At 70.3% G+C, this 22,030-nt stretch carries 18 protein-coding genes and 1 pseudogene; 17 read left to right on the forward strand and 2 right to left on the reverse strand.

All coding sequences use genetic code 11. The features are described 5' to 3' along the window. Positions 1-25 precede the first annotated feature (25 nt). The 7 genes and pseudogenes from mmsA to ACDF64_RS08185 all read left to right on the forward strand — a co-directional run bounded on the left by mmsA (position 26) and on the right by ACDF64_RS08185 (position 9,611). Positions 26-1,553, forward strand: a pseudogene (gene mmsA, locus ACDF64_RS08155) (multiple monosaccharide ABC transporter ATP-binding protein). Between the two features lie 25 nt (positions 1,554-1,578). Then, complete coding sequence (mmsB, locus tag ACDF64_RS08160) at positions 1,579-2,829, forward strand: multiple monosaccharide ABC transporter permease (RefSeq protein ID WP_394554726.1); 1,251 nt, start codon at positions 1,579-1,581, stop codon at positions 2,827-2,829. A gap of 431 nt (positions 2,830-3,260) precedes the next feature. Further along, positions 3,261-3,980 (forward strand): L-ribulose-5-phosphate 4-epimerase, encoded by a 720-nt coding sequence (locus ACDF64_RS08165; RefSeq protein ID WP_394554728.1) that lies wholly within the window; start codon positions 3,261-3,263, stop codon positions 3,978-3,980. Beyond that, on the forward strand, positions 3,977-5,605 hold the full coding sequence (locus ACDF64_RS08170; RefSeq protein ID WP_394554729.1) for a xylulokinase: 1,629 nt from the start codon (positions 3,977-3,979) through the stop codon (positions 5,603-5,605). The genes ACDF64_RS08165 and ACDF64_RS08170 overlap by 4 nt, the downstream gene beginning before the upstream one ends. A gap of 68 nt (positions 5,606-5,673) precedes the next feature. Next, entirely contained in the window at positions 5,674-7,197 is a 1,524-nt protein-coding gene (gene araA / locus ACDF64_RS08175) for an L-arabinose isomerase (RefSeq protein ID WP_394554732.1), read from the forward strand. An 11-nt stretch (positions 7,198-7,208) separates the two neighbouring features. Further along, positions 7,209-8,360, forward strand: coding sequence for a LacI family DNA-binding transcriptional regulator (locus tag ACDF64_RS08180; RefSeq protein ID WP_394554734.1), 1,152 nt, complete (start codon positions 7,209-7,211; stop codon positions 8,358-8,360). A gap of 222 nt (positions 8,361-8,582) precedes the next feature. Then, positions 8,583-9,611, forward strand: coding sequence for a type IV toxin-antitoxin system AbiEi family antitoxin domain-containing protein (locus ACDF64_RS08185; RefSeq protein WP_394554735.1), 1,029 nt, complete (start codon positions 8,583-8,585; stop codon positions 9,609-9,611). A gap of 127 nt (positions 9,612-9,738) precedes the next feature. Here the strand turns inward: ACDF64_RS08185 and ACDF64_RS08190 are convergent, their stop codons facing one another. Continuing rightward, complete coding sequence (locus ACDF64_RS08190; RefSeq protein WP_394554736.1) at positions 9,739-10,113, reverse strand: glyoxalase superfamily protein; 375 nt, start codon at positions 10,111-10,113, stop codon at positions 9,739-9,741. A gap of 95 nt (positions 10,114-10,208) precedes the next feature. Between ACDF64_RS08190 and ACDF64_RS08195 the strand changes: the two genes are divergently transcribed. The 4 genes from ACDF64_RS08195 (at position 10,209) to ACDF64_RS08210 (ending at position 14,871) form a co-directional block, all read left to right on the forward strand. Next, the gene (locus tag ACDF64_RS08195; protein ID WP_394554738.1) at positions 10,209-10,793 is read left to right on the forward strand and encodes an HhH-GPD-type base excision DNA repair protein; all 585 of its coding nucleotides are present in this window, start codon (positions 10,209-10,211) and stop codon (positions 10,791-10,793) included. Positions 10,794-10,906: 113 nt separating this feature from the next. Next, a complete protein-coding gene (locus ACDF64_RS08200) occupies positions 10,907-12,451 on the forward strand; it encodes a sensor histidine kinase (protein ID WP_394554739.1) in 1,545 nt (514 codons plus the stop codon). Then, positions 12,448-13,119 carry a response regulator gene (locus tag ACDF64_RS08205; RefSeq protein ID WP_394554741.1) on the forward strand — a complete coding sequence of 224 codons (672 nt, stop codon included), beginning with the start codon at positions 12,448-12,450 and terminating at the stop codon, positions 13,117-13,119. The genes ACDF64_RS08200 and ACDF64_RS08205 overlap by 4 nt, the downstream gene beginning before the upstream one ends. Positions 13,120-13,239: 120 nt before the next feature. Continuing rightward, complete coding sequence (locus ACDF64_RS08210) at positions 13,240-14,871, forward strand: acyltransferase (RefSeq protein WP_394554743.1); 1,632 nt, start codon at positions 13,240-13,242, stop codon at positions 14,869-14,871. Here the strand turns inward: ACDF64_RS08210 and ACDF64_RS08215 are convergent. Then, complete coding sequence (locus ACDF64_RS08215) at positions 14,814-15,611, reverse strand: alpha/beta fold hydrolase (protein WP_394554746.1); 798 nt, start codon at positions 15,609-15,611, stop codon at positions 14,814-14,816. The genes ACDF64_RS08210 and ACDF64_RS08215 overlap by 58 nt on opposite strands. A gap of 443 nt (positions 15,612-16,054) precedes the next feature. Here ACDF64_RS08215 and nrdH point away from each other — a divergent pair, with 443 nt between their 5' ends. From nrdH to ACDF64_RS08245, 6 genes are all read left to right on the forward strand, one after another. After that, on the forward strand, positions 16,055-16,288 hold the full coding sequence (nrdH, locus tag ACDF64_RS08220; RefSeq protein ID WP_394554748.1) for a glutaredoxin-like protein NrdH: 234 nt from the start codon (positions 16,055-16,057) through the stop codon (positions 16,286-16,288). A 129-nt stretch (positions 16,289-16,417) separates the two neighbouring features. Beyond that, positions 16,418-16,834: a class Ib ribonucleoside-diphosphate reductase assembly flavoprotein NrdI gene (nrdI, locus tag ACDF64_RS08225; protein WP_394554750.1), complete on the forward strand. Its 417-nt coding sequence runs from the start codon at positions 16,418-16,420 to the stop codon at positions 16,832-16,834. 32 nt (positions 16,835-16,866) lie between these two features. Continuing rightward, positions 16,867-18,972, forward strand: a complete 2,106-nt coding sequence (gene nrdE / locus ACDF64_RS08230) for a class 1b ribonucleoside-diphosphate reductase subunit alpha (RefSeq protein ID WP_394554751.1) — start codon at positions 16,867-16,869, stop codon at positions 18,970-18,972. Between the two features lie 21 nt (positions 18,973-18,993). Beyond that, a complete protein-coding gene (locus tag ACDF64_RS08235; protein ID WP_394554753.1) occupies positions 18,994-19,791 on the forward strand; it encodes an NUMOD3 domain-containing DNA-binding protein in 798 nt (265 codons plus the stop codon). Then, a complete protein-coding gene (gene nrdF / locus ACDF64_RS08240; protein WP_394554754.1) occupies positions 19,788-20,810 on the forward strand; it encodes a class 1b ribonucleoside-diphosphate reductase subunit beta in 1,023 nt (340 codons plus the stop codon). The genes ACDF64_RS08235 and nrdF overlap by 4 nt, the downstream gene beginning before the upstream one ends. Positions 20,811-21,240: 430 nt before the next feature. Then, positions 21,241-21,537: a DUF998 domain-containing protein gene (locus ACDF64_RS08245; RefSeq protein WP_394554755.1), complete on the forward strand. Its 297-nt coding sequence runs from the start codon at positions 21,241-21,243 to the stop codon at positions 21,535-21,537. Positions 21,538-22,030: the final 493 nt, after the last annotated feature.

Consider the following 22,030-nt stretch of genomic DNA (forward strand, 5'->3'; position numbering starts at 1 on the left):
ACTCGGCAACGAAGCAGGAGCAAGGATGACAGACAACATTCTCGAGATGCGCGGCATCACGAAGACCTTCCCCGGGGTCAAGGCGCTTCTCGAACGTGAACCTCGAGGTCGAACGCGGCGAAGTGCACGCCATCTGCGGCGAGAACGGCGCCGGCAAGTCGACCCTGATGAAGGTGCTCTCGGGCGTCTACCCGCACGGGACCTACGACGGCGACATCGTCCTCGAGGGGGAGACCGTCGAGTTCAAGCGACTGCTCGACTCCGAGGCCAAGGGCATCGTCATCATCCACCAGGAGCTGGCGCTCAGCCCCTTCCTCTCGATCGCCGAGAACATCTTCCTCAACAACGAGCTCAAGACGCGCGGCCTCATCGACTGGAACCGCACCAACTTCGAGGCGAGCAAGCTGCTCAAGCGCGTCGGGCTCCGAGAGAACCCGACGACGAAGATCCTCGACATCGGCGTCGGCAAGCAGCAGCTCGTCGAGATCGCCAAGGCGCTCTCGAAGGAAGTCAAGGTCCTCATCCTCGACGAGCCGACCGCGGCGCTCAACGACGAGGACTCCGATCACCTGCTCGACCTGATCCTCAGCCTCAAGGAGGAGGGGATCACGTCGATCATCATCAGCCACAAGCTGAACGAGATCAAGAAGGTCGCCGACACCGTCACCGTCATCCGCGACGGCAAGACCATCGAGACCATCGCCAAGCAGGATGTCACCGAGGACCGCATCATCAAGGACATGGTGGGCCGGGACCTCGAGCACCGGTACCCCGACCACACGCCGAACCTGGGCGAGGAGATCCTCCGGGTCGAGGAGTGGACGGCGCACCACCCCCAGGACCCCTCGCGCGTCGTCGTCGACGCGGTGAACCTCAACGTGCGGGCGGGCGAAATCGTCGGCATCGCCGGGCTCATGGGCGCCGGTCGCACCGAGTTCGCGATGAGCCTGTTCGGCCATTCGTACGGCGCGAAGATCTCGGGCAGGGTGTTCCTCCGCGGCAAGGAGATCAAGACCCGCACCGTGTCCGAGGCGATCGAGAACGGCCTCGCCTACGCGACCGAGGACCGCAAGACGTACGGCCTCAACCTCATCGAGGACATCAAGCGGAACATCTCGATGGCGTCGCTGAAGAAGCTCGAGAAGGGCGGACTCGTCAACGACGGTGCCGAGTACCAGGTCGCGAACGAGTTCCGGAAGTCGATGAACATCAAGGCGCCCAACGTCCTGGTGCCCACCGGCAAGCTCTCGGGCGGCAACCAGCAGAAGGTCGTGCTGTCGAAGTGGATCTACGCCGATCCCGAGGTGCTCATCCTCGACGAGCCGACGCGCGGCATCGACGTCGGTGCGAAGTACGAGATCTACACGATCATCAACCGGCTCGCGGCCGAGGGGAAGGGCGTCATCGTCATCTCCTCCGAGCTGCCCGAACTCCTCGGCATCTGCGACCGGATCTACGCCCTCTCCGAAGGGCGCATCACCGGTGAGCAGACGGCCGCCGAGGCCACGCCCGAGTCGATGCTCAAGCTCATGACCATGGAAAAGCCCCGCTGACCGGCGGACTCATCAGGAGAATCCGATGACCAACACACCAACGCAGACGCCGACCGAGTCGAACGCCGTCGGCGGCAACGTCAATCCGTCCAACAGCAGGGTCGGCAACTGGCTCTCGCACGTGCTCGCCGACCTCGGCAAGAACGGCATCTTCATCGCCCTCCTCGCGGTGGTCGTCCTGTTCACGATCCTGACCCAGGGCATCCTGCTGCGACCGCAGAACATCTCGAACCTGGTCGTGCAGAACGGCTACGTGCTGGTCCTGGCGATCGGCATGGTCATGGTGATCATCGCCGGCCACATCGACCTGTCGGTCGGTTCGGTCGCCGCGTTCGTCGGTGCCTGCTCGGGCGTGTTCATCGTGAACTGGGGCCTGCCCTGGTGGCTCGGCGTGCTCATGTCGCTCGGCATCGGCGCGCTCGTCGGCGTCTGGCAGGGCTTCTGGGTCGCGTTCGTCGGGATCCCGGCGTTCATCGTGACCCTGGCGGGCATGCTCATCTTCCGCGGCCTCGCGCTCGTGACCCTCGGCAACGCGAACATCGGCAACTTCCCGCCGGAGTACCGCGCCCTCGGCAACGGCTTCGTCTCGAACGTGTTCGGCATGTCGACGGAGGACCTCGACTTCTTCACGCTCGGCATCGGCGCGATCGCGATCATCCTGCTCATCGTGCAGCAGTTCCGGACTCGCGCCGGGCGCCAGAAGTACGGCCAGGAAGTCGAGCCCATGGTGTGGTTCGTCACCAAGCTCGTGCTGGTGTCGGCCGCCATCGGCTGGTTCGCGTACGCGCTCGCCCAGTACAAGGGCATCCCGGTCACGCTGATCATCCTCGGCGCGCTCGTGCTGATCTACAGCGTCGTGATGAACCAGACCGTGTTCGGCCGCCACATCTACGCGATCGGCGGCAACCGCCACGCGGCCGAGCTGTCGGGCATCAAGACCCGCCAGGTCGACTTCTGGCTGTTCGTGAACATGGGCCTGCTGGCCGCGCTCGCGGGCCTGATCTTCACCGCGCGACTGAACCTCGCCGGCCCGAAGGCCGGTGACGGCTTCGAACTCGAGGCGATCTCGGCGGCGTTCATCGGCGGCGCGGCCGTCCAGGGCGGCGTCGGCACCATCGGCGGCGCGATCATCGGTGGTCTGATCATCGGCGTCCTGAACAACGGCATGTCGATCATGGGCATCGGCATCGAGTGGCAGCAGGTCGTCAAGGGCCTCGTGCTGCTGCTGGCCGTCGCCTTCGACGTCTACAACCGTCGCCGTTCCGGCGGTCGCTGACCCGCGGCATCCACCGGGCTTCCGCCCGGGTTCACGGAGGGCTCCCGCCACTGGCGGGGGCCCTCCGTCGCGTCTGGCCGACGATCGTCCGCGTCTGCCTACGGGTCGTTCGCGCGCCCGCCGGCCGATCGTCAGCCGATCGTCCGCTTCGGCTGGCGCGGCAGCCTCGTGAGCGCTAACATCGGGTGTTGTTAGCGCTCACGAACGGCGACGAAGGAGTCTGGAACCATGCCGGCAGGCACTCAGCGATCCGCGATCGATGTCGGCAGGGGCATCCTTCCCAGCGCGTCAGCGCACCAGAGCCCGGGGGACGTGCGTGTCCTTCGACAGGCCGTGCCCGCCGCAGTGGAGGCGGCGGGCACGGGCCCCGGGGCAGGCGGCCCGCAGCGGGGCATCCGAACCGCTCCCTCGGCGACGCCGGCGGTGACCGCGTGAGCGCCGCGACGCCCGCCTTCACCCCCGAGGTCGAGGCCGCGATCGCCCGGGTCCGCGCCGAGGTCGCGACGCTGCACGGCGAGCTGACCCGCTACGGCCTGGTCGTCTGGACCGGCGGCAACGTGTCGGGCCGGGTCCCCGGCGCCGACCTGTTCGTGATCAAGCCGTCGGGCGTCTCGTACGACGACCTGGCGCCCGAGAACATGATCCTCTGCGACCTCGACGGCAACGCGATCCCCGGCACACCGGGTTCCGAGCGCAGCCCGTCGAGCGACACCGCAGCCCACGCGTACGTGTACCGCAACATGCCGGGCGTCGGCGGGGTCGTCCACACGCACTCCACCTACGCGGTCGCGTGGGCGGCGCGCGGCGAGGAGATCCCGTGCGTGATCACGGCGATGGCCGACGAGTTCGGCGGGCCGATCCCGATCGGGCCGTTCGCGATCATCGGCGACGACTCGATCGGCCGTGGCATCGTCGAGACGCTGAGCGGCCACCGGTCGCGTGCGGTCCTCATGCAGAACCACGGCCCGTTCACGATCGGCGTGAACGCGAAGGACGCGGTCAAGGCCGCGGTCATGGTCGAGGACGTCGCGCGCACCGTCCACCTCGCGCGCGAGGCCGGCCCCCTCATCCCGATCCCGCAGGACCGGATCGACGCGCTCTACGCGCGATACCAGAACGTCTACGGACAGTCAGGAGACGCCCGACGATGAGCGAGCCCACGACCACGACGGATGCCCCGGGCGCCGCGATCCTCGAGGGGCGCACGTCCCTCGGCATCGAACTCGGCTCCACGCGCATCAAGGCCTGCCTCGTCGACGCCGCCGACCCGACCCGCGTGCTCGCCGTCGGCAGCCACGAGTGGGAGAACCGCTACGAGGACCGCACCTGGACCTACTCGCTCGAAGACGTCTGGTCGGGCCTGCAGGCCGCGTACGCCGACCTCGTCGCCGACGCCGAGCGCCGCCACGGCGCGCGCCCGACGACGTTCGGCGCGATCGGCGTCTCGGCGATGATGCACGGCTACCTCGCGTTCGACGAGGCCGGCGACCTGCTCGTCCCGTTCCGGACCTGGCGCAACACCTCGACCGGTCGCGCGGCCGCCGACCTGAGCGCGGCGTTCGAGCAGAACATCCCGCTCCGCTGGTCGATCTCGCACCTGCACCAGGCCGTGCTCGACCGGGAGCCGCACGTGCCGCGGCTCGCGTCGTTCACGACGCTCGCGGGCTACGTGCACCGGGCGCTCACCGGCCGGGACGTGCTCGGCGTCGGCGACGCCTCGGGCATGTTCCCCATCGACTCGGCGACCGGCACCTACGACCAGGCGCTCGTCGCGGTCTACGACGGCCTCGCCGCCCCGCACGCGCCCGGCCTCCGGGTCGCGGACCTCCTGCCCGAGGTGCTCCCCGCGGGCCGGCGGGCGGGCGAGCTCACCGCCGAGGGCGCCGCGCTCCTCGACCCGACCGGCGCGCTGCGGCCCGGCATCCCGTTCTGCCCGCCCGAGGGCGACGCCGGCACCGGCATGGTCGCGACCAACGCGGTCGCACCGCGCACCGGCAACGTCAGCGCCGGCACGAGCATCTTCGCGATGGTCGTGCTCGAGCGGCCGCTCGCGAAGGCCCACGAGGAGGTCGACCTCGTGACCACGCCCGCGGGCGACCCCGTCGCGATGGTGCACTGCAACAACGGGGCATCCGAGCTCGCCGCCTGGGTGGGACTGTTCTCCCGCTTCGCCGCGGTGACCGGGTCGCCGGTCGCCGGAGACGCCGATGCGGTGTTCGGCGCGCTGTTCGCCGAGGCGCTCGACGGCGAGGCCGACGCCGGCGGCCTGCTCGCCTACAACCACCTCGCCGGCGAGCCGATCGCCGGCCTCGAGGAGGGGCGCCCGCTCGTCGTCCGCACGCCCGACAGCCGGTTCTCGCTCGCGAACTTCATGCGCGCGCAGCTCTACGGCGTGTACGGCACGCTCGCGCTCGGCATGCGCGTGCTCGCCGACGAAGGCGTCGAGCTCGACCGCATGTTCGCGCACGGCGGCATCTTCCGCACCGCGGGCGTCGCGCAGCGCTTCCTCGCGGGCGCGCTCGACGCGCCGGTCGCCGTCGGCGAGACGGCGTCCGAGGGCGGCGCGTGGGGCATCGCGGTGCTCGGCGCCTACCTCGCGGCAGCCGACGAGGGCGACGGCCCCGACCTCGGGACCTACCTCGAGCAGCACGTCTTCGCGGGCGCCGCGATCGACGTCGCCGACCCGGACCCGGCGGATGTCGCCGGCTTCGCCGCCTACCTCGACCGCTACCGCGCCGGCCTCGCCGCCGAGGCGGCCGCCGTCGCCGCGCTCTGACGCATTCGCCACGCCCCCGGCGCGGCATCCACCGACGTCACCACCCACGCACCAGTAAGGAAACCGCCATGGCCCGCACCCCGCTCACCACCTCGCTCGACCAGTACGAGGTCTGGTTCCTCACCGGAAGCCAGCACCTCTACGGCCCGGAGACGCTCGCGCAGGTCGCCGAGCAGTCGCAGCGCATCGCCGAGACGCTCGACGCCGCCGACGGCGTCCCCGTCAAGGTCGTCTGGCTGCCCGTGCTCACCGACTCGGCCGCGATCAAGCAGGTCGTCCTCGAGGCGAACGCCGCGCCGAACGTCATCGGCGTCGTCGCGTGGATGCACACGTTCAGCCCCGCCAAGATGTGGATCGCCGGCCTCGACGCGCTGCAGAAGCCGCTCGCGCACCTGCACACGCAGGCGAACGTCGAACTGCCGTACGCCGACATCGACTTCGACTTCATGAACCTGAACCAGGCCGCGCACGGCGACCGCGAGTTCGGGTACATCCAGACCCGCCTCGGCGTGCCGCGCAAGACCATCGTCGGCCACGCGAGCGACCCGGTCGTGCAGCAGGAACTCGCGACCTGGCAGCGCGCCGCCGCCGGCCTCGCTGCGGTCCGGAGCCTGAAGCTCGCGCGCTTCGGCGACAACATGCGCTTCGTCGCGGTCACCGAGGGCGACAAGACCGAGGCCGAGCTGCGGTTCGGCGTGCAGGTCAACACGTGGGGCGTCAACGAGCTCGCCGACGCCGTGCACGCGGCATCCGACGCCGAGATCGACGAGCTCGTCGCGCTCTACGAGGACGAGTACGACGTCGCGCCCGAGCTCCGCCGCGGCGGCGAGCGGCACGAGTCGCTCCGCTACGGCGCCGCGATCGAGATCGGGCTGCGCACCTTCCTCGAGGAGGGCGGCTTCGGCGCGTTCACGACGTCGTTCGAGGACCTCGGCGCGCTGCGCCAGCTCCCGGGCCTCGCCGTCCAGCGCCTCCAGGCCGAGGGCTACGGCTTCGGCGCCGAGGGCGACTGGAAGACCGCGATCCTCGTGCGCGTCGCCAACGTGATGGGCGCGGGCCTGCCCGGCGGCGCGACCCTCATGGAGGACTACACCTACGACATGACCCCGGGCGACGAGGTCATCCTCGGCGCGCACATGCTCGAGGTCGCCCCGTCGATCACGACCGCGAAGCCGTCGCTCGAGATCCACCCGCTCGGCATCGGCGGCAAGGAGGACCCGGTGCGCCTGGTCTTCACGGCCGACCCCGGCCCCGCCGTCGTCGTCGCGATGAGCGACATGCGCGACCGGTTCCGCCTCACCGCGAACGTCGTCGAGAACGTCGAGCCGCGCGCCGCGCTGCCGAAGCTGCCCGTCGGCCGCGCGATCTGGAAGCCGGCCCCCGACTTCAAGACGTCGGCCGCCGCGTGGCTCACCGCGGGCGCCGCGCACCACACCGTGATGACGACCGCGGTCGGCGTCGAGGTGTTCCGCGACTTCGCCGAGATGGCGAAGGTCGAGCTCCTCGTCATCGACGAGGACACCACCGTGCGCGGGTTCAAGGACGAGGTGCGCTGGAACCAGGCGTACTACCGCCTCGCACAGGGCCTGTAAGGTCCAGAGCGATGTCGACGACGGATGCCTCGGGCGCAGCGGATGCCGCGGCCGGGGCATCCGCGTCGTCGGGGGTGTCGGCCGGCGGGGCATCCGCTGCGTCGGCCGCGTCGTCGGCCGCGTCCGCCGGGGGCGGGGCAGCCGACCCGGCGCCCGAGACCGCGGGACCGCCGACCATGTTCGACGTCGCCCGCATCGCGGGCGTCTCGCACCAGACCGTCTCGCGCGTCGTCAACGGGCTCTCGGGCGTCGCGCCGTCGACGCGGGTCCGCGTCGAAGCGGCGATCGCCGAGCTGAAGTACACGCCGTCGCCGACCGCGCGCGCGATGGCGATGCGGCGCAGCAACTCGGTCGGGCTCATCCAGGCGGGCCGTCCCGACTTCGGGCCGTCGAACGCCGCACTCGGGTTCAACGAGGCCGCGCGCGAGGCCGGGTACATCGTCAGCCAGGCGAGCATGCGGTCGGTCGACGCCGACAGCATCATGCAGGCCGTCCACCGGCTCGCCGCGCAGCGGGTCGAGGCGATCGTGCTCATCGCGGGTGAACGCGAGGCGGTCGAGGTGCTGCGGGAGGTCGACGCCGGCGTGCCCGTGGTCGCGCTCGCGAGCGAGCCCGAGCCGGGGATGCACCGCGTCTCGATCGACCAGGTCGCGGGCGCCCGGCTCGCGGTCGAGCACCTCATCGGGCTCGGGCATCGCGAGATCCGGCACGTGACCGGACCGGCGGACTCGATGGACGCCGCGGAACGCCGCCGCGGCTGGGCCGAGGCGCTGCGCGAGCACGGCCTCGCGGTGCACGAGCCGATCGCGGGCGACTGGCTGCCGGCGTCCGGGTACGCGGCCGGGCGCGCGCTGCTCGCCGATCGGGACGCGACGGCGGTGTTCGTCGCGAACGACCACATGACCCTCGGCGTGCTGCACGCATGCCGCGAGGCCGGCGTCGCCGTGCCCGCCGACCTCAGCGTGGTCGGCTTCGACGACATCCCCGAGGCGGTGTACTTCGCCCCGCCGCTGACGACCGTGCGGCAGGACTTCGACGCCCTCGGCCGCGACATCATGGCGACCGTGCTCGACGTGCTGCGCCACGGCGCGGACGCCCCGGACTCGGTGGCCCGCCGCCCGTCCCTCGCGGTCCGCGAGTCGACGGCCCCGCCGCGGCGGTAGCCGCGCGGGGGCCTCCGCGCCGCGCCCCGCCCCCCGCCCGGCGGACCACCTTTCGCGGTGTCACTTCGTGCGCCCGGTGCCAGTTGTTCGTGGCACCGGATGCACGAAGTGACACCGCGGGGAGTGGACGACTGCTCCTCCCGAGCCGGCTTCGCCCGCGGTGGATGGCATCGTCGCGGCGTGCATCGCGACCACGCCGCAGCGCGGGATCACGCTGGGCGCATGGAGGATCTGCTCGCGGCACTCGGCGCCGTCGATCACGGCATCATCCGCGCCGAGGACCTGCGCCGTATCGGATGCCCCGCCGCGACGGTCGCCCGCCTGGTCGAGACCGGCGCGCTCGTCCGCGTGCGACGCGGAGTGTACGTCGAATCCCGCCGCTGGGACGCCTCGGCTGAGGAGCGCCATCGGATCCGGGTGCGGGCCGAGCAGGCGCAGGCGGTCGGCGACCTCGTGTTCTCGCACGGGTCCGCTGCCGCGGTGCATCGACTCCCATTCGTGGGTCGCGGACCTGCGACCGTGCACACGGTGGACCCGACGGCGACCGGCGGTCGGCGGGGGCGGCGGCGTTCGGTCCACCGCGCGGGTCCGCCGCCGCGCACCGAAACCGTCGACGGCGTGACGGTCACCTCGCTCAGCAGGACGCTGGCCGACGTCGCGCTCGCCGAGCCGTGGAGTTCGTCGGTGCCGATGCTGGATGCCGCGCTCCAGCGGGTCCACTTCGGAGGACCGGCGGGACCGGGGATGGTCGGGAGGCCGGGCGCTCACCCGGCAGCATCTGCTGCGGTCGATCGCGGGGCGGCAGTCGAGGCATTGCGAGCGGCGGTGCTGGCCGACCTCGCAGAGAGGCGTCCGATGCGCGGGCTGCGTCGGGCCGTCGCCGCCGTCGAGTTCGCGAGCCCGCTCGCGGCGTCGCCCGGCGAATCGTTGAGCCGCGTGCGGATCCAGGAACTCGGGTTCCGGCCGCCCGAACTCCAGGTTCGGATCGACGGCATCCTCGGTTCATTCGCCGAGGTCGACTTCCTCTGGCGCGGCATCCGGCACATCGGGGAGTTCGACGGCCTGCTGAAGTACACCCGGAGCCGCGAGGTCTCCGGCACCGACCCCGGCTCGGTCGTGGTCCGGGAGAAGCTCCGCGAAGACGCGCTTCGCCGGCAGGGGTACGCCGTCACGAGGTGGGAGTGGGCGACACTCCGTCAGCCGGCCGTGTTCGCGGCGCTCCTGAGCGAGGCAGGCATCCCGCGCGCGTGATGCCCCGCGGTGTCACTTCGTCCGGCCGGTGCCAGTAGGACCTGGCACGGGCACCACGAAGTGACACCGCGGGGGTCAGGGCGGGGTCGGGGCGGGGTCCGGGCGGAGGCAGGCCGGTGCGGGCGAGCTAGTCGCGCGGCGGGAGTTGCTGGAGGGTCCAGCGGTTGCCGTCGGGGTCGGCGAGGGTGACGAACCGACCCCAGGCCTGGTCGTCGACGCCCTGCGCGTCGACTCCCTTCGCGCGGAGTTCGGCCAGCACGGCGTCGGCGTCGGCGACGACGACCTGGATCACGTCGAGCGATCCGGGTGCGAGCGTCGCGCCGAGTCCCTCGCCGATCGCGATCGAGCACGCCGAGCCGGGCGGCGTCAGCTGCACGAACCGCAGCTCGGGCGAGACGCGAACGTCGTGGTCCGCGTTGAACCCGAGCTTGTCGACGTAGAACTCCTTCGCTCGATCGACGTCGGAGACGGGCACATGGATGAGTTCGATCTTCCAGTCCATGCGAGGCATCCTCTCGTTTCGGGCCGGATGCCGCGACCCTCGCCGCTCGCCGATCCGATCGGCGCGGGCTGCGGGGCATCTGCCGGCGCGCCAGAATGGGACGCATGGCACTGCACATCACGGGTGAGGCGGCGGCCGATGAGCTCCTGAGCAGCGACGCGTTCGCGCTGCTCGTCGGGATGCTGCTCGACCAGCAGGTGGCGATGGAGACGGCGTTCGCGGGCCCGGAGAAGATCCGCTCGAGGCTCGGCAGCATCGAGCCCGGCGCGATCGCGTCGACCGATCCGGAGCGCCTGCTCGAGGTCTTCCGCCAGACGCCCGCGGTGCACCGCTACCCCGGGTCGATGGCGGGTCGGGTGCAGGCGCTCGCGGTCGCCGTGCGCGACGACTGGGGCGGCGAGGCATCCGCGATCTGGACCGAGGGCGACCCGAGCGGCGGCGAGGTCCTGAAGCGGCTGAAGGCGCTGCCGGGATTCGGCGACCAGAAGGCGCGCATCTTCCTGGCCCTGCTCGGCAAGCAGTGCGGGTTGGATGCCCCGGGCTGGCGCGAAGCCGCCGGCGCCTACGGCGAGGACGACTGCTTCCGCTCGGTCGCCGACATCACGAGCTCGGAATCGCTCGCCAAGGTGCGCGCGACGAAGCAGGCCGCGAAGGCGGCGGCGAAGGGCGCGAAGGGCTGACGGATGCCCCGGCCGGCGGGCCGCGCGCGGGTGCCGGACCCGTACCGCGGTAGGGGGTCGGAATCGCTCCGCGGCGCGATGCGTGCGGCGGGGCGAGGAGGGAGAGTGGGGTGATGATCGCCTCCGCCGTGCCCGAACCGCCCGAGCCGCCGCAGCCGCCGGACCTGCCCGAGTCGGCGCTGCCGCTCGACCCGGCGCTGCCGCTCGACCAGCCGGAGCCGCCGCTTCCGCCGGAGCCGCCGCTCCCGCCGGAGCCGCCGCTCCCGCCCGAGCTGCCGCTGCCGCTGCCGCCGCAGTCCTCCGGCCGGCCCGCCGCTGCCGTGCGCCCCGCCCGCTCGCGCCGCCTGCCCGTCGACACCGATGCGTGGCCGGGCGAGGTGCTGACGTGGGTCGCGGTCGTGTTCTCGTCGGTCGCGCTGTACGCCGTGTCGGTGCCGCTCGACGCCTCGATGTACGGACTGCCCGTCGCGCTGGCGTTCGGCGTGGGGCTCCTCCAGACGGCGTGCCTGCCGCTCGCGATGCGCTGGCCGTGGATCGCGGTCGGGTCGCTCCTGGCGGGCCAGGTGCTGTTCGGCGTGTTCGGCAGCGTCGCGGTGTCGGGTGCGCCGTGGCCGGTCAGCGTGCCGCAGCTCATCACGGTCGCGCTCCTCGGCGGGCTCCTCGCGTGGCGCGGCCACGGGTGGGCGGCCCTCTCGCTCTGGGCGGGCGCCGCGGCGATCCCGCTCGGCGTCGCGTTCCTGCCGGATCGCGGCGCGACCCCGAGCGGCGTCGTGGCGAGCCTCGTCACGAGCGCGGCCGTGAGCGCGGGCGTCATCGGCCTCGGGCACGCGGCCGCCATCGCGCACGTGCGGTTCGCGACCGCGATCGACCGGGAGCGGCGCCACGGGGCCGTCGAGCACGAGCGACGCCTGCTCGCGGAGGAGCGCACCCGGATCGCGCGCGACCTGCACGACGTCGTGGCGCACCGGATGTCGGTGATCCAGGTGCAGGCGACGAGTGCGCCGTACCGCCTCCCCGGCCTCGACGCGCCGGTCGCGGCCGAGTTCGCCGAGATCGCGCAGGCGGCACGCGATGCGCTCGGCGAGATGCGCGGGCTCCTCTCGGTGCTGCGCGATCCGGACGGGGAGGCCCAGACCGCGCCGCAGCCCGGGTTCGGCGACGTGCCCGCGCTCGTGGCGAGCGTGCGGAACGCCGGCCTGCCCGTCGAACTGCGGATGGCGGACGACCTCCCCGGCGGTCCGGTCGTCGGGCAGGTGGCGTACCGGGTCGTGCAGGAGTCGCTGAGCAACGTCCTGCGGCACGCCCCGGGTGCGCGCACCGACGTCCTGCTCGGCGTCGAGCGGTCGGCCGTGATCGTGAGCATCCAGAACGCCGCACCCGACGCCGACGCCGAAGCCGACGCCGACAACGCAGCCGACGCGACCGCGCTCCGCGAGCCGGCCGCGTCGGGCGGGGCATCCTCGACCGGCCGTGCCGTCGGGCACGGCATCCTCGGGATGGGCGAGCGCGTGCGGATGGTCGGCGGCCTGATCGTGACGGGCCCGCTGCCCTCGGGCGGCTTCCGCGTGCGCGCGGAGCTGCCGGTCGGCGGACCCGGCGGACCCGGCACGACCCGGCCCGCGACCACGACCGCCGACCGGCGGGAGCGCGGGTCGTGACCATCACCGTGCTCATCGCGGACGACCAGGCGATGGTGCGCGCGGGCTTCGCGGCGGTGCTCGACGCGCAGGACGGCATCCGGGTCGTCGGCCAGGCCGCCGACGGCGGGGAGGCGGTGCGGATGGCGCACGAGTTGCGTCCCGACGTGGTCGTCATGGACGTGCGGATGCCGGGACTGAACGGCATCGAGGCGACCAGGATGCTCCAGGTGCCGCCGCGTTCGAGCGACCACGTTCCCCGTGTACTCATGCTGACGACCTTCGACATCGACGAGTACGTGCACGAGGCGCTGCGCGCCGGTGCGAGCGGGTTCCTCCTGAAGGACGCCCTCCCCGACGAGGTCGCGCGCGCGGTGCGCGTGATCGCAGCGGGCGAGGCGCTGCTCGCGCCGAGCGTGACCCGCCGGCTGATCGAGGACTTCGCGCGTCGCGCGCCCGCGCCCACCGTCGACACGCACCTGCTCTCGGCGCTCACGGCCCGCGAGCGCGAGGTGCTCGAGCTCGTCGCGCGCGGCCGGACGAACCAGGAGATCGCGGCCGAGCTGTTCATCGCCGAGCAGACCGTGAAGACGCACGTGAGCAAGATCCTGCAGAAGCTGGGGCTGCGCGACCGCGTGCACGCCGTGGTGTTCGCGTACGACACCGGGCTGGTCCGGGCCGAGCGCTGAGCGGTCCGCGACCCGTACGCCGGTAGGGGTGGCGGACCGCTCGGGCGGGTGATGCGGCGCGCGCCACCGCGTTCGTAGCGTGCGGGCAGGGCGGAGACGCCGCCCGGACCGGAGCCGATCGTGACCCTCCTCGTCGCGCCTGCTGCGCCCGCAGCGCCGCCAGCCGAACCCGCCGCGCCCGCCGCGCTCGCGGACGTCGCGCCCGATCCCGTCGCGCCCGATCCCGCGGCTCCCGAGCCCGCCGCGGCCGCCGCCGCCGGCCGACACGGGATCCCCGCGCCGGCCGTCGGTCGCGATGCGGGCGTCGACCTCGCGCGCGCCGCCTGCCTCGTCGTCGTCTTCGTCCTGCACGCGATGATGGTCGGCGTGAGCGTGGGGCCGGACGGCCCGGTGCTCGAGAACGCCATGGAATCCTGGGCGTGGTTCGCGCCGGCCACCTGGGTCGTGCAGGTGATGCCGCTCTTCTTCGTGATCGGCGGGTACGCGGGCTGGACGGCCTGGCAGCGTCGCCGCACGCAGGGCGGAACGGCGGCGGACTTCGTCCGCACGCGCATCGTCCGACTGGTCCGCCCGGTGGCCGCGCTCGTGGTCGTGGTCGCGACGCTGCTCGCCGGGCTCGCGGCCGCGGGCGTGCCGCCCGAACTCGTCGCGACCGCCGGGTACCGGATGGGCCAGCCCCTCTGGTTCCTCGCGGTGTACCTCGGCGCGACCGCGCTCGTGCCCGCGATGGCGTGGCTGCACGCGAGGCATCCGCTCGTCGTGACCGGCGCGCTCGCCGCGGCGGTCGTTGGCGTCGACGTGCTGCGCGCGTCGACCGGCGTCGAGGCGATCGGGTTCGCGAACCTCGCGTTCGTCTGGGTGCTCGCGCAGCAGGGCGGCTTCCTGCTCGCGGAGGGACGCATCGATCGGATGTCCCGTCGGGCACGCCTGCTCGTCGCGGCCGTCGCGGTCTCGGTGCTGCTCGTGCTCACGACCGTCGGCACCTACTCGCCCGACCTGTACGAGAACCTCAACCCGCCGACCGCGGCGCTCGTGCTGCTCGGCGTCGCGCAGCTGATGGGGTTCTCGATCGCGCTGCCTCGGCTGCGGCGTCTGGCCGTGCGGCCGCGGAGCGCGGCGGTCGTCGACCGGTTCGGCACGTGGGGCATGACGCTCTACCTCTGGCACCTGCCGGTGTTCGTCGCGCTCGCGGGCGGGCTGCTCGTGCTGGACGGGGTTCCCGGCTTCGACCTGCCCGTGCCGCTCTCGGACGACTGGTGGGCGAGCCGGCCGGCGTGGCTCGTGGCGGCGGCGGTCGCGACGGCGGTCGTCGTGCGCGGGTTCGCGCGGTTCGAGTCGGACGGGCGGCGGGCGGCGGCCGGGCGGCGGGAGTCGGGCGGGCGGCGAGCGTCGGGCGGGGCCGGGCGGCCGGCGCGGCGTCCCGCCCGGCGGCCGGCGCTGCGTCCCCGCGTGCGCACGATCGCGTCCCTGATCCGGCGGACCGTGCCGGTTCCCGTAGCGGTGCTCGCGGGCATCCTCGGCGTGGGCCTCGCGCTCGTCGTCGGGTTCGCGCCGCTGCCCGCTGTGGCATCCCTGGCGCTCTTCGGCATCGCGCTCGCCGGAGCGCGCGTGCCTGCGACCACGCGCTCGGATGCCCCGCGCTCACCTGCCACGCGCTCGGATGCCCCGCATCCGGACGCCCGGGCCCTGGCGGCTCAGTCCACGAGGAAGGCCGCGATCGCCATCGCGAGCGTGCGCGGTTCCCATCGGTGATCGCGCGCCTCGACGGTTCCGCGCTCGGCATCCGTCAGGGCCCGCACCATCGAGTCGGCGGCCGCGTGCATGAGGTCGAGGGATTCGGATCCGACGAGCACGAGCGCCTTCGCGCGGATGCCTCGCCAGAGGTCGGCACGCGGCGCCGACTGGGTCCACGCGAGCGCCTCGGCGTCGGCCTCGAGGCTCGGGGCGATCGAGGTCATGACGGGCCATCCTTCGCCCGCCTTCGCCGCGGCGAGCCATGCCGGCGGCATGTCGCGCATGAAGAACTCGACCGCCGCGTCGTGGTCGCCGGCGCGGATGCGCGCGCGGAGCCCGTCGAGGAACTCGGCGCCGCCCGGGCCCTCGTCCTCGTCGAGCGGCGCCTCGAAGAGGACGAGTCGCGAGACGGGCAGGCCCGCCGCGGCGGCGGCGAGGGCGATCGCGGCGCCCGACGAGTTGCCCACGAGGGCGACGGCGTCGTCGGCTCCCTCGGTGAGCACGTCGACGAGGGCGGCGAGGTCCTCGACCTGCTGCGCGAGCGTGATCGGCGGGTCGGCCGGGCTGTCGCCGCGCCCGCGGCGGTCGTAGTTCACGACGTCGAAGCCGTGCCCTGCGAGGAGGTGCGCGAGCTCGCGCGTCGTGGGGTCGAACGCGCGGAACTGCATCGCGCCCGCGACGAGCACGACCGGCGGCCCCGCGCCCTCGCGGTCGTATCCGATCCTGGTGCCGTCGGCGCTCGTCGCGTACTCGGTCATGGTCGCCCCCTCAGGTGGCAGCGTAGGCCGATCGGATGCCTCCCGACAGGGTCGAGGGCAGGCCGGGTGGCGACACGCGAGGGGGCTCGCTCCGATGTGGGTGGGTGGTGGCAGCATGGCTTCTGCAACACCACATGTAGGGGTCGAGTCGGCCACCGGGTACTAGGGGTCCGGGCGACACGCCGGGCCATCCGCTCACAGGAGAACTTCGCCAGAAGTTCCCCAGCTGTGGAGAACCGGGTCGACCACCGCGGGAATCCGCGGTTCACCGGGGGATCGGGCTGGGGATGGACTGTGGATGAACCGGTGGAAAACTACACGAATGTAACTACAGCATCTTGGGGTCATTCAGTTCACCGAACACAAGATGTAGTATCGAAGAGACATCGCAACACCGGGGGGAACGGCTCCCCAGGGAGCCGAACGAACGACGAGGGGAACTCATGACGGTCACGGTCTACACCAAGCCTTCCTGCGTCCAGTGCAACGCCACCTACCGCGCCCTCGACAGCAAGGGCATCGAGTACGAGGTCGTCGACCTCACGCTCGAAGAGGCGGCCCTCGCGCAGGTGAAGGAACTGGGGTACCAGCAGGCGCCGGTGGTCATCACCGATGAGGACCACTGGTCGGGCTTCCGCCCCGACAAGATCGCCGAACTGGCGTCGCGCCTGGCGTAGCGGGCCATCCCGGTCTCAGGTCTCGAGACGCGTCGACGTCGTCGGCGCTCCTCGACCACCGGCCAGAGGCGGGCAGGGGAGCCCGGCCGATGACCAGGACCGCGAAGCTGATCGACTGACGGAGACACCGTGACGAATCTCGTCTACTTCTCCAGCGTCTCGGGCAACACCCACCGCTTCATCGAGAAGCTGGGTCGCCCGGCCGAGCGCATCCCGCTCCGCAGCGGCGATGCGCCGCTGCGCGCGAGCGAGCCGTTCGTGCTCATCGTCCCGACCTACGGCGGAGGCGACGGTAGGGGAGCCGTCCCGAAGCAGGTCATCCGCTTCCTCAACGACCCGGAGAACCGGGCACTCATCCGCGGCGTGATCAGCGCCGGCAACACCAACTTCGGGACCGGCTACGGCAAGGCGGGCGACATCATCGCCGACAAGTGCCACGTACCGCACCTCTACCGCTTCGAACTGTTCGGAACACCAGACGACGTGAGCGTCGTCGACCAGGGATTGGACGCATTTTGGCGAACGCAGCAGCAACTGACGGCGTAGCACTCGTCGACGCACCGCGCCGGAGCAGCGGGATGGACTACCACTCGCTCAACGCGATGCTGAACCTCTACGACGCGGACGGGAAGATCCAGTTCGACAAGGACCGCGAGGCGGCGCGCGAGTACTTCCTCCAGCACGTCAACCAGAACACGGTCTTCTTCCACTCGCTCAAGGAGCGCCTCGATTACCTCGTCGAGAAGGAGTACTACGAGCAGGCCGTGCTCGACCAGTACCCGTTCGAGTTCATCCAGGAGCTCAACGACCTGGCCTACTCGAAGAAGTTCCGCTTCGAGACCTTCCTCGGCGCATTCAAGTACTACACGAGCTACACGCTCAAGACGTTCGACGGCAAGCGCTACCTCGAGCGCTTCGAGGACCGCGTCGTCATGACCGCGCTCGGCCTCGCGCAGGGCGACCAGCAGCTCGCGACCGACCTCGTCGAGGAGATCATCGCCGGCCGCTTCCAGCCCGCGACCCCGACGTTCCTCAACACGGGCAAGGCCCAGCGCGGCGAGCTCGTCTCGTGCTTCCTCCTGCGCATCGAGGACAACATGGAGTCGATCGCGCGCGGCATCAACTCGGCGCTGCAGCTCTCCAAGCGCGGCGGCGGCGTGGCGCTGCTGCTCTCGAACATCCGCGAGTCGGGCGCCCCGATCAAGCAGATCGAGAACCAGTCGAGCGGCATCATCCCCGTGATGAAGCTCCTCGAGGACTCGTTCAGCTACGCCAACCAGCTCGGCGCGCGCCAGGGCGCCGGTGCCGTGTACCTGTCGGCGCACCACCCCGACATCATGCGGTTCCTCGACACCAAGCGCGAGAACGCCGACGAGAAGATCCGCATCAAGACGCTGTCGCTCGGCGTCGTCGTGCCCGACATCACGTTCGAGCTCGCGAAGAACAACGAGGACATGTACCTCTTCTCGCCGTACGACGTCGAGCGCGTCTACGGCAAGCCCTTCGGCGACGTGCCGATCAGCGAGAAGTACCGCGAGATGGTCGACGACCCGCGCATCAAGAAGACGAAGATCAACGCGCGCGAGTTCTTCCAGACGCTCGCCGAGATCCAGTTCGAGTCGGGCTACCCGTACATCGTGTTCGAGGACACGGTGAACAAGGCGAACCCGATCAAGGGCCGCATCAACATGTCGAACCTGTGCAGCGAGATCCTGCAGGTGAACACGCCGACGACGTACAACGAGGACCTCTCGTACGCCGAGATCGGCAAGGACATCTCCTGCAACCTGGGCTCGCTGAACATCGCGCTCACCATGGACTCGCCCGACTTCGGCCGGACCGTCGAGACGGCGATCCGCGGCCTGACCAGCGTGTCGAACCAGAGCCACATCGCGTCGGTGCGGTCGGTCGAGGACGGCAACGACCGGTCGCACGCCATCGGCCTCGGCCAGATGAACCTGCACGGCTACCTCGCCCGCGAGCGCATCTTCTACGGCTCGGAGGAGGGTGTCGACTTCACGAACATCTACTTCTACACGGTGCTGTTCCACGCGCTGCGCGCGTCGAACCGCATCGCGATCGAGCGCGGCGAGGTGTTCGACGGCTTCGCCGACTCGAAGTACAAGTCGGGCGAATTCTTCGACAAGTACACGGATGCCCCGTGGGTGCCCGCGACCGCGAAGGTCACGCAGCTCTTCGCCGACTCGAACGTGCACATCCCGACGCAGCAGGACTGGCAGGAGCTGAAGGCGTCGATCCAGGAGCACGGCATCTACAACCAGAACCTGCAGGCGGTGCCGCCGACCGGCTCGATCTCGTACATCAACAACTCGACGGCGTCGATCCACCCGATCGCCTCGAAGATCGAGATCCGCAAGGAAGGCAAGCTCGGCCGCGTCTACTACCCGGCGGCGTTCATGACGAACGACAACCTGGAGTACTACCAGGACGCGTACGAGATCGGCTACGAGAAGGTCATCGACACGTACGCCGCCGCGACGCAGCACGTCGACCAGGGCCTCTCGCTCACGCTGTTCTTCAAGGACACCGCGACGACCCGCGACATCAACAAGGCGCAGATCTACGCGTGGCGCAAGGGCATCAAGACCATCTACTACATCCGGCTCCGGCAGATGGCGCTCGAGGGCACGGAGCTGGATCTTTGCGTCAGCTGCACGCTGTGATCTGAGTCGGAAGAGATTGAAATGGCCCGCGTTCTCGCGTCGTCGTACGTTCCGTTCATCGGTGGTGTGTATGCATTTCGCACGTACGACAGCGACGAGTTCCGCTATGTCGGAATGACGACGGACTCAGTAACGGCAAGAGAGCGCCAGCACTTCAGGCTGGCCGCTTCAGGGAAGCGAAAGACTCCGTTCTACGACTGGCTCCGGAAGAATGGGCGCGAGAACGCGTTCGCGATACCGCTCGCTGTCGTCACAACAGGGCTCGATGATCTTGCGGCTTCAGAGATCGAATGGATTGCCCGCATGCGTTTGGAGGGGCATCGGCTCCTCAACCTGTCCGATGGCGGCAAAGGACCTAACGGGCATGTATGGACCGAAGAGCAGCGCATTGCCGCTGGTGACCGCGCCCGCGGTCGACCAACGGGTGTCCACTTGACGGGTCCAGATTCACCGCGCTGGGGCCATACCCACTCGGATGAGCAGAAGGCCAAGTGGTCTGCAATGCGCAAGGGTACGAATACCGGTGAGGCAAACCCGAACTTCGGCAAGTTTGGAGAAGCCCACCCGAGCTTCGGCCACAGGATGTCCCCCGAGTCGCGCGCTCGTCTTTCCGAGATGCGTCGGGGCGAAAACAATCCGAACTTCGGCAAGACGATGAGCCCAGAAGATCGCGCAAAGAAATCGGCCGCGCTCAGAGGCCGGCCCATGCCATCGAGTGTTCGCAGTGCTCACACCCGCCATCACACGAACAAGGGCGTCTTCAAAGAGACGTGCCGGCACTGTATTGACGATCGCAACAACGAAAGAGGCACCCCATGACCCTCACCGACCCGGTCAACTCGGCGAAGAACGACCCCGCGCACGCCGGCGGCAAGCTGAAGCTCGTCAGCCACGTCAACGCGATCAACTGGAACCGGATCCAGGACGACAAGGACCTCGAGGTCTGGAACCGCCTGGTGAACAACTTCTGGCTGCCCGAGAAGGTGCCGCTGTCGAACGACATCCAGTCGTGGAACACGCTCACCCCCGAGGAGCAGACGCTCACGATGCGCGTGTTCACGGGCCTCACGCTGCTCGACACGATCCAGGGCACGGTCGGCGCGGTCTCGCTCATCCCGGACTCGCTGACCCCGCATGAGGAGGCGGTGTACACCAACATCGCGTTCATGGAGTCGGTGCACGCGAAGAGCTACTCGTCGATCTTCTCGACGCTGTGCTCGACCAAAGAGATCGACGACGCGTTCCGCTGGAGCGTCGAGAACGAGAACCTGCAGCGCAAGGCCGAGATCGTCATGGAGTACTACCGGGGTGACGAGCCGCTCAAGCGCAAGGTGGCATCCACCCTGCTCGAGTCGTTCCTGTTCTACTCGGGCTTCTACCTGCCGCTGTACTGGTCGAGCAAGGCGAAGCTCACGAACACGGCCGACATCATCCGCCTCATCATCCGCGACGAGGCCGTGCACGGCTACTACATCGGGTACAAGTACCAGAAGGGGCTCGAGCTCGTCGACCAGGCGAAGCGCGACGAGCTCAAGGACTACACGTTCTCGCTGCTGTACGAGCTGTACGACAACGAGGTGCAGTACACGCAGGACCTCTACGACGGCGTCGGCCTCACGGAGGAGGTCAAGAAGTTCCTCCACTACAACGCGAACAAGGCGCTCATGAACCTCGGCTACGAGCCGATGTTCCCGAAGACCGTGACGGATGTCAGCCCGGCGATCCTCTCGGCGCTCTCGCCGAACGCCGACGAGAACCACGACTTCTTCTCGGGGTCGGGCTCGTCGTACGTCATCGGCAAGGCCGTCAACACCGAAGACGAGGACTGGGACTTCTAGACGTTTCCTGAGGTACCTCGCCCGAAGGGGCTGAGTTCAGGCCCGGATCCGCGGAATCGCGCGGATCCGGGCCTTTCTCGTGCCGGCTCCCAAAGGACAGAGGAGGCCGGAGATGGACGTCAATAGCCCTTCGGAATGGCACGGAGGTGGCACGAGCACACCTCTTAGACGGGCCAGGAGTGGTCCGGAGCGTCGAATTCGAGGTCGGCGCACCGAGTTTGGTCAGCCCGCGTTGGAACTATTTCGAAGTCCCCACTGCCGGCGGCAGCATGCGCCTCCGTACTGCTGTTGGTGACCCCGATCTCGTCGCGGAGTACTCCACGCTCGAGCGCGATGAGTCGAAGGGTGTTTCGGCTGGGTGGGACCGCGAGCCACCTGCGGGATAGAGTGCCGCGCAGGAGGATGCCGTGGTCGCTGGAGGTATGGCCGCTTGAGCGTCGCTGCCATCGCCGCCATGACGGCGCTCGTCGCCTGCGGGATCACGGTGGGGCTGATCGCGATCCTTCACGTTCTCGAGCCCGAGTATGACCCGTCCTGGCGGATGATCAGCGAATACTCCCTGGGGCGACACGGGTGGGTGATGCGCCTCGCGTTCGTCACGATGGCCATCGGCTCGCGGCGACGAATGTCGCCTTGTGGCCGTTCGGTGGCGCGTGGACCATCGCCTTGGCCGCCGTCGCACTGGGCGCGCTCGGTGCCGCGTTCATCGACGCCGATCCGATCATGACTCCGCGCGCTCAGGCCACACCCGTGGGCAGGGTGCACACGGTGCTTGGCGGGGTGTTGCTCGCCGGCTTCCCCGGCCGCACTGTTCGCGGGGATCGGGGTGGCGACCGCGCTTGGCGTGGCACTCGCGATCGCATCCGCTGTCCCATGGGTCGGCCTGACGTGGTTCCTCATTGCCGCGGCCCCAGCCCGCGGGCTGGGCGGCTCGCCAGAGATCCGAATCGGATGGCCGGACAGGTTCTGCCTCCTCGCCTACCTGGCATGGGTGGTGCTGGCCGCTGTCGTCGTGCTGTCCGCCGTGTGACACAAGAGCGCGCCGCATCCAAGTCAACGTGGCTGCCCTTCTGGAGGCATTTCAGCGGGCCACGCGCTCGGCGGTGCCGGACAATCCCCGGTCAGGGATCCGCTTGCGGGGCGGCCCGGCGTGAATGCCGGCAGCACTGCACAGCTGGCGGCTAGGTTGAACAAATGCCCTCCGCTCGCATTCGCCGTTC

The organism is Agromyces sp. MMS24-JH15, from assembly GCF_043518605.1.
Lineage (GTDB): Bacteria > Actinomycetota > Actinomycetes > Actinomycetales > Microbacteriaceae > Agromyces.

Excerpts from the sequence above, each read along its gene's own strand:
- mmsB (WP_394554726.1), top strand. The coding sequence starts at position 1,579 with ATGACCAACACACCAACGCAGACGCCGACCGAGTCGAACGCCGTCGGC.
- ACDF64_RS08170 (WP_394554729.1), top strand. The coding sequence starts at position 3,977 with ATGAGCGAGCCCACGACCACGACGGATGCCCCGGGCGCCGCGATCCTC.
- araA (WP_394554732.1), top strand. The coding sequence starts at position 5,674 with ATGGCCCGCACCCCGCTCACCACCTCGCTCGACCAGTACGAGGTCTGG.
- ACDF64_RS08180 (WP_394554734.1), top strand. The coding sequence starts at position 7,209 with ATGTCGACGACGGATGCCTCGGGCGCAGCGGATGCCGCGGCCGGGGCA.
- ACDF64_RS08185 (WP_394554735.1), top strand. The coding sequence starts at position 8,583 with ATGGAGGATCTGCTCGCGGCACTCGGCGCCGTCGATCACGGCATCATC.
- ACDF64_RS08190 (WP_394554736.1), bottom strand. The coding sequence starts at position 10,113 with ATGGACTGGAAGATCGAACTCATCCATGTGCCCGTCTCCGACGTCGAT.
- ACDF64_RS08195 (WP_394554738.1), top strand. The coding sequence starts at position 10,209 with ATGGGACGCATGGCACTGCACATCACGGGTGAGGCGGCGGCCGATGAG.
- ACDF64_RS08200 (WP_394554739.1), top strand. The coding sequence starts at position 10,907 with ATGATCGCCTCCGCCGTGCCCGAACCGCCCGAGCCGCCGCAGCCGCCG.
- ACDF64_RS08215 (WP_394554746.1), bottom strand. The coding sequence starts at position 15,611 with ATGACCGAGTACGCGACGAGCGCCGACGGCACCAGGATCGGATACGAC.
- nrdH (WP_394554748.1), top strand. The coding sequence starts at position 16,055 with ATGACGGTCACGGTCTACACCAAGCCTTCCTGCGTCCAGTGCAACGCC.
- nrdE (WP_394554751.1), top strand. The coding sequence starts at position 16,867 with ATGGACTACCACTCGCTCAACGCGATGCTGAACCTCTACGACGCGGAC.
- ACDF64_RS08235 (WP_394554753.1), top strand. The coding sequence starts at position 18,994 with ATGGCCCGCGTTCTCGCGTCGTCGTACGTTCCGTTCATCGGTGGTGTG.
- nrdF (WP_394554754.1), top strand. The coding sequence starts at position 19,788 with ATGACCCTCACCGACCCGGTCAACTCGGCGAAGAACGACCCCGCGCAC.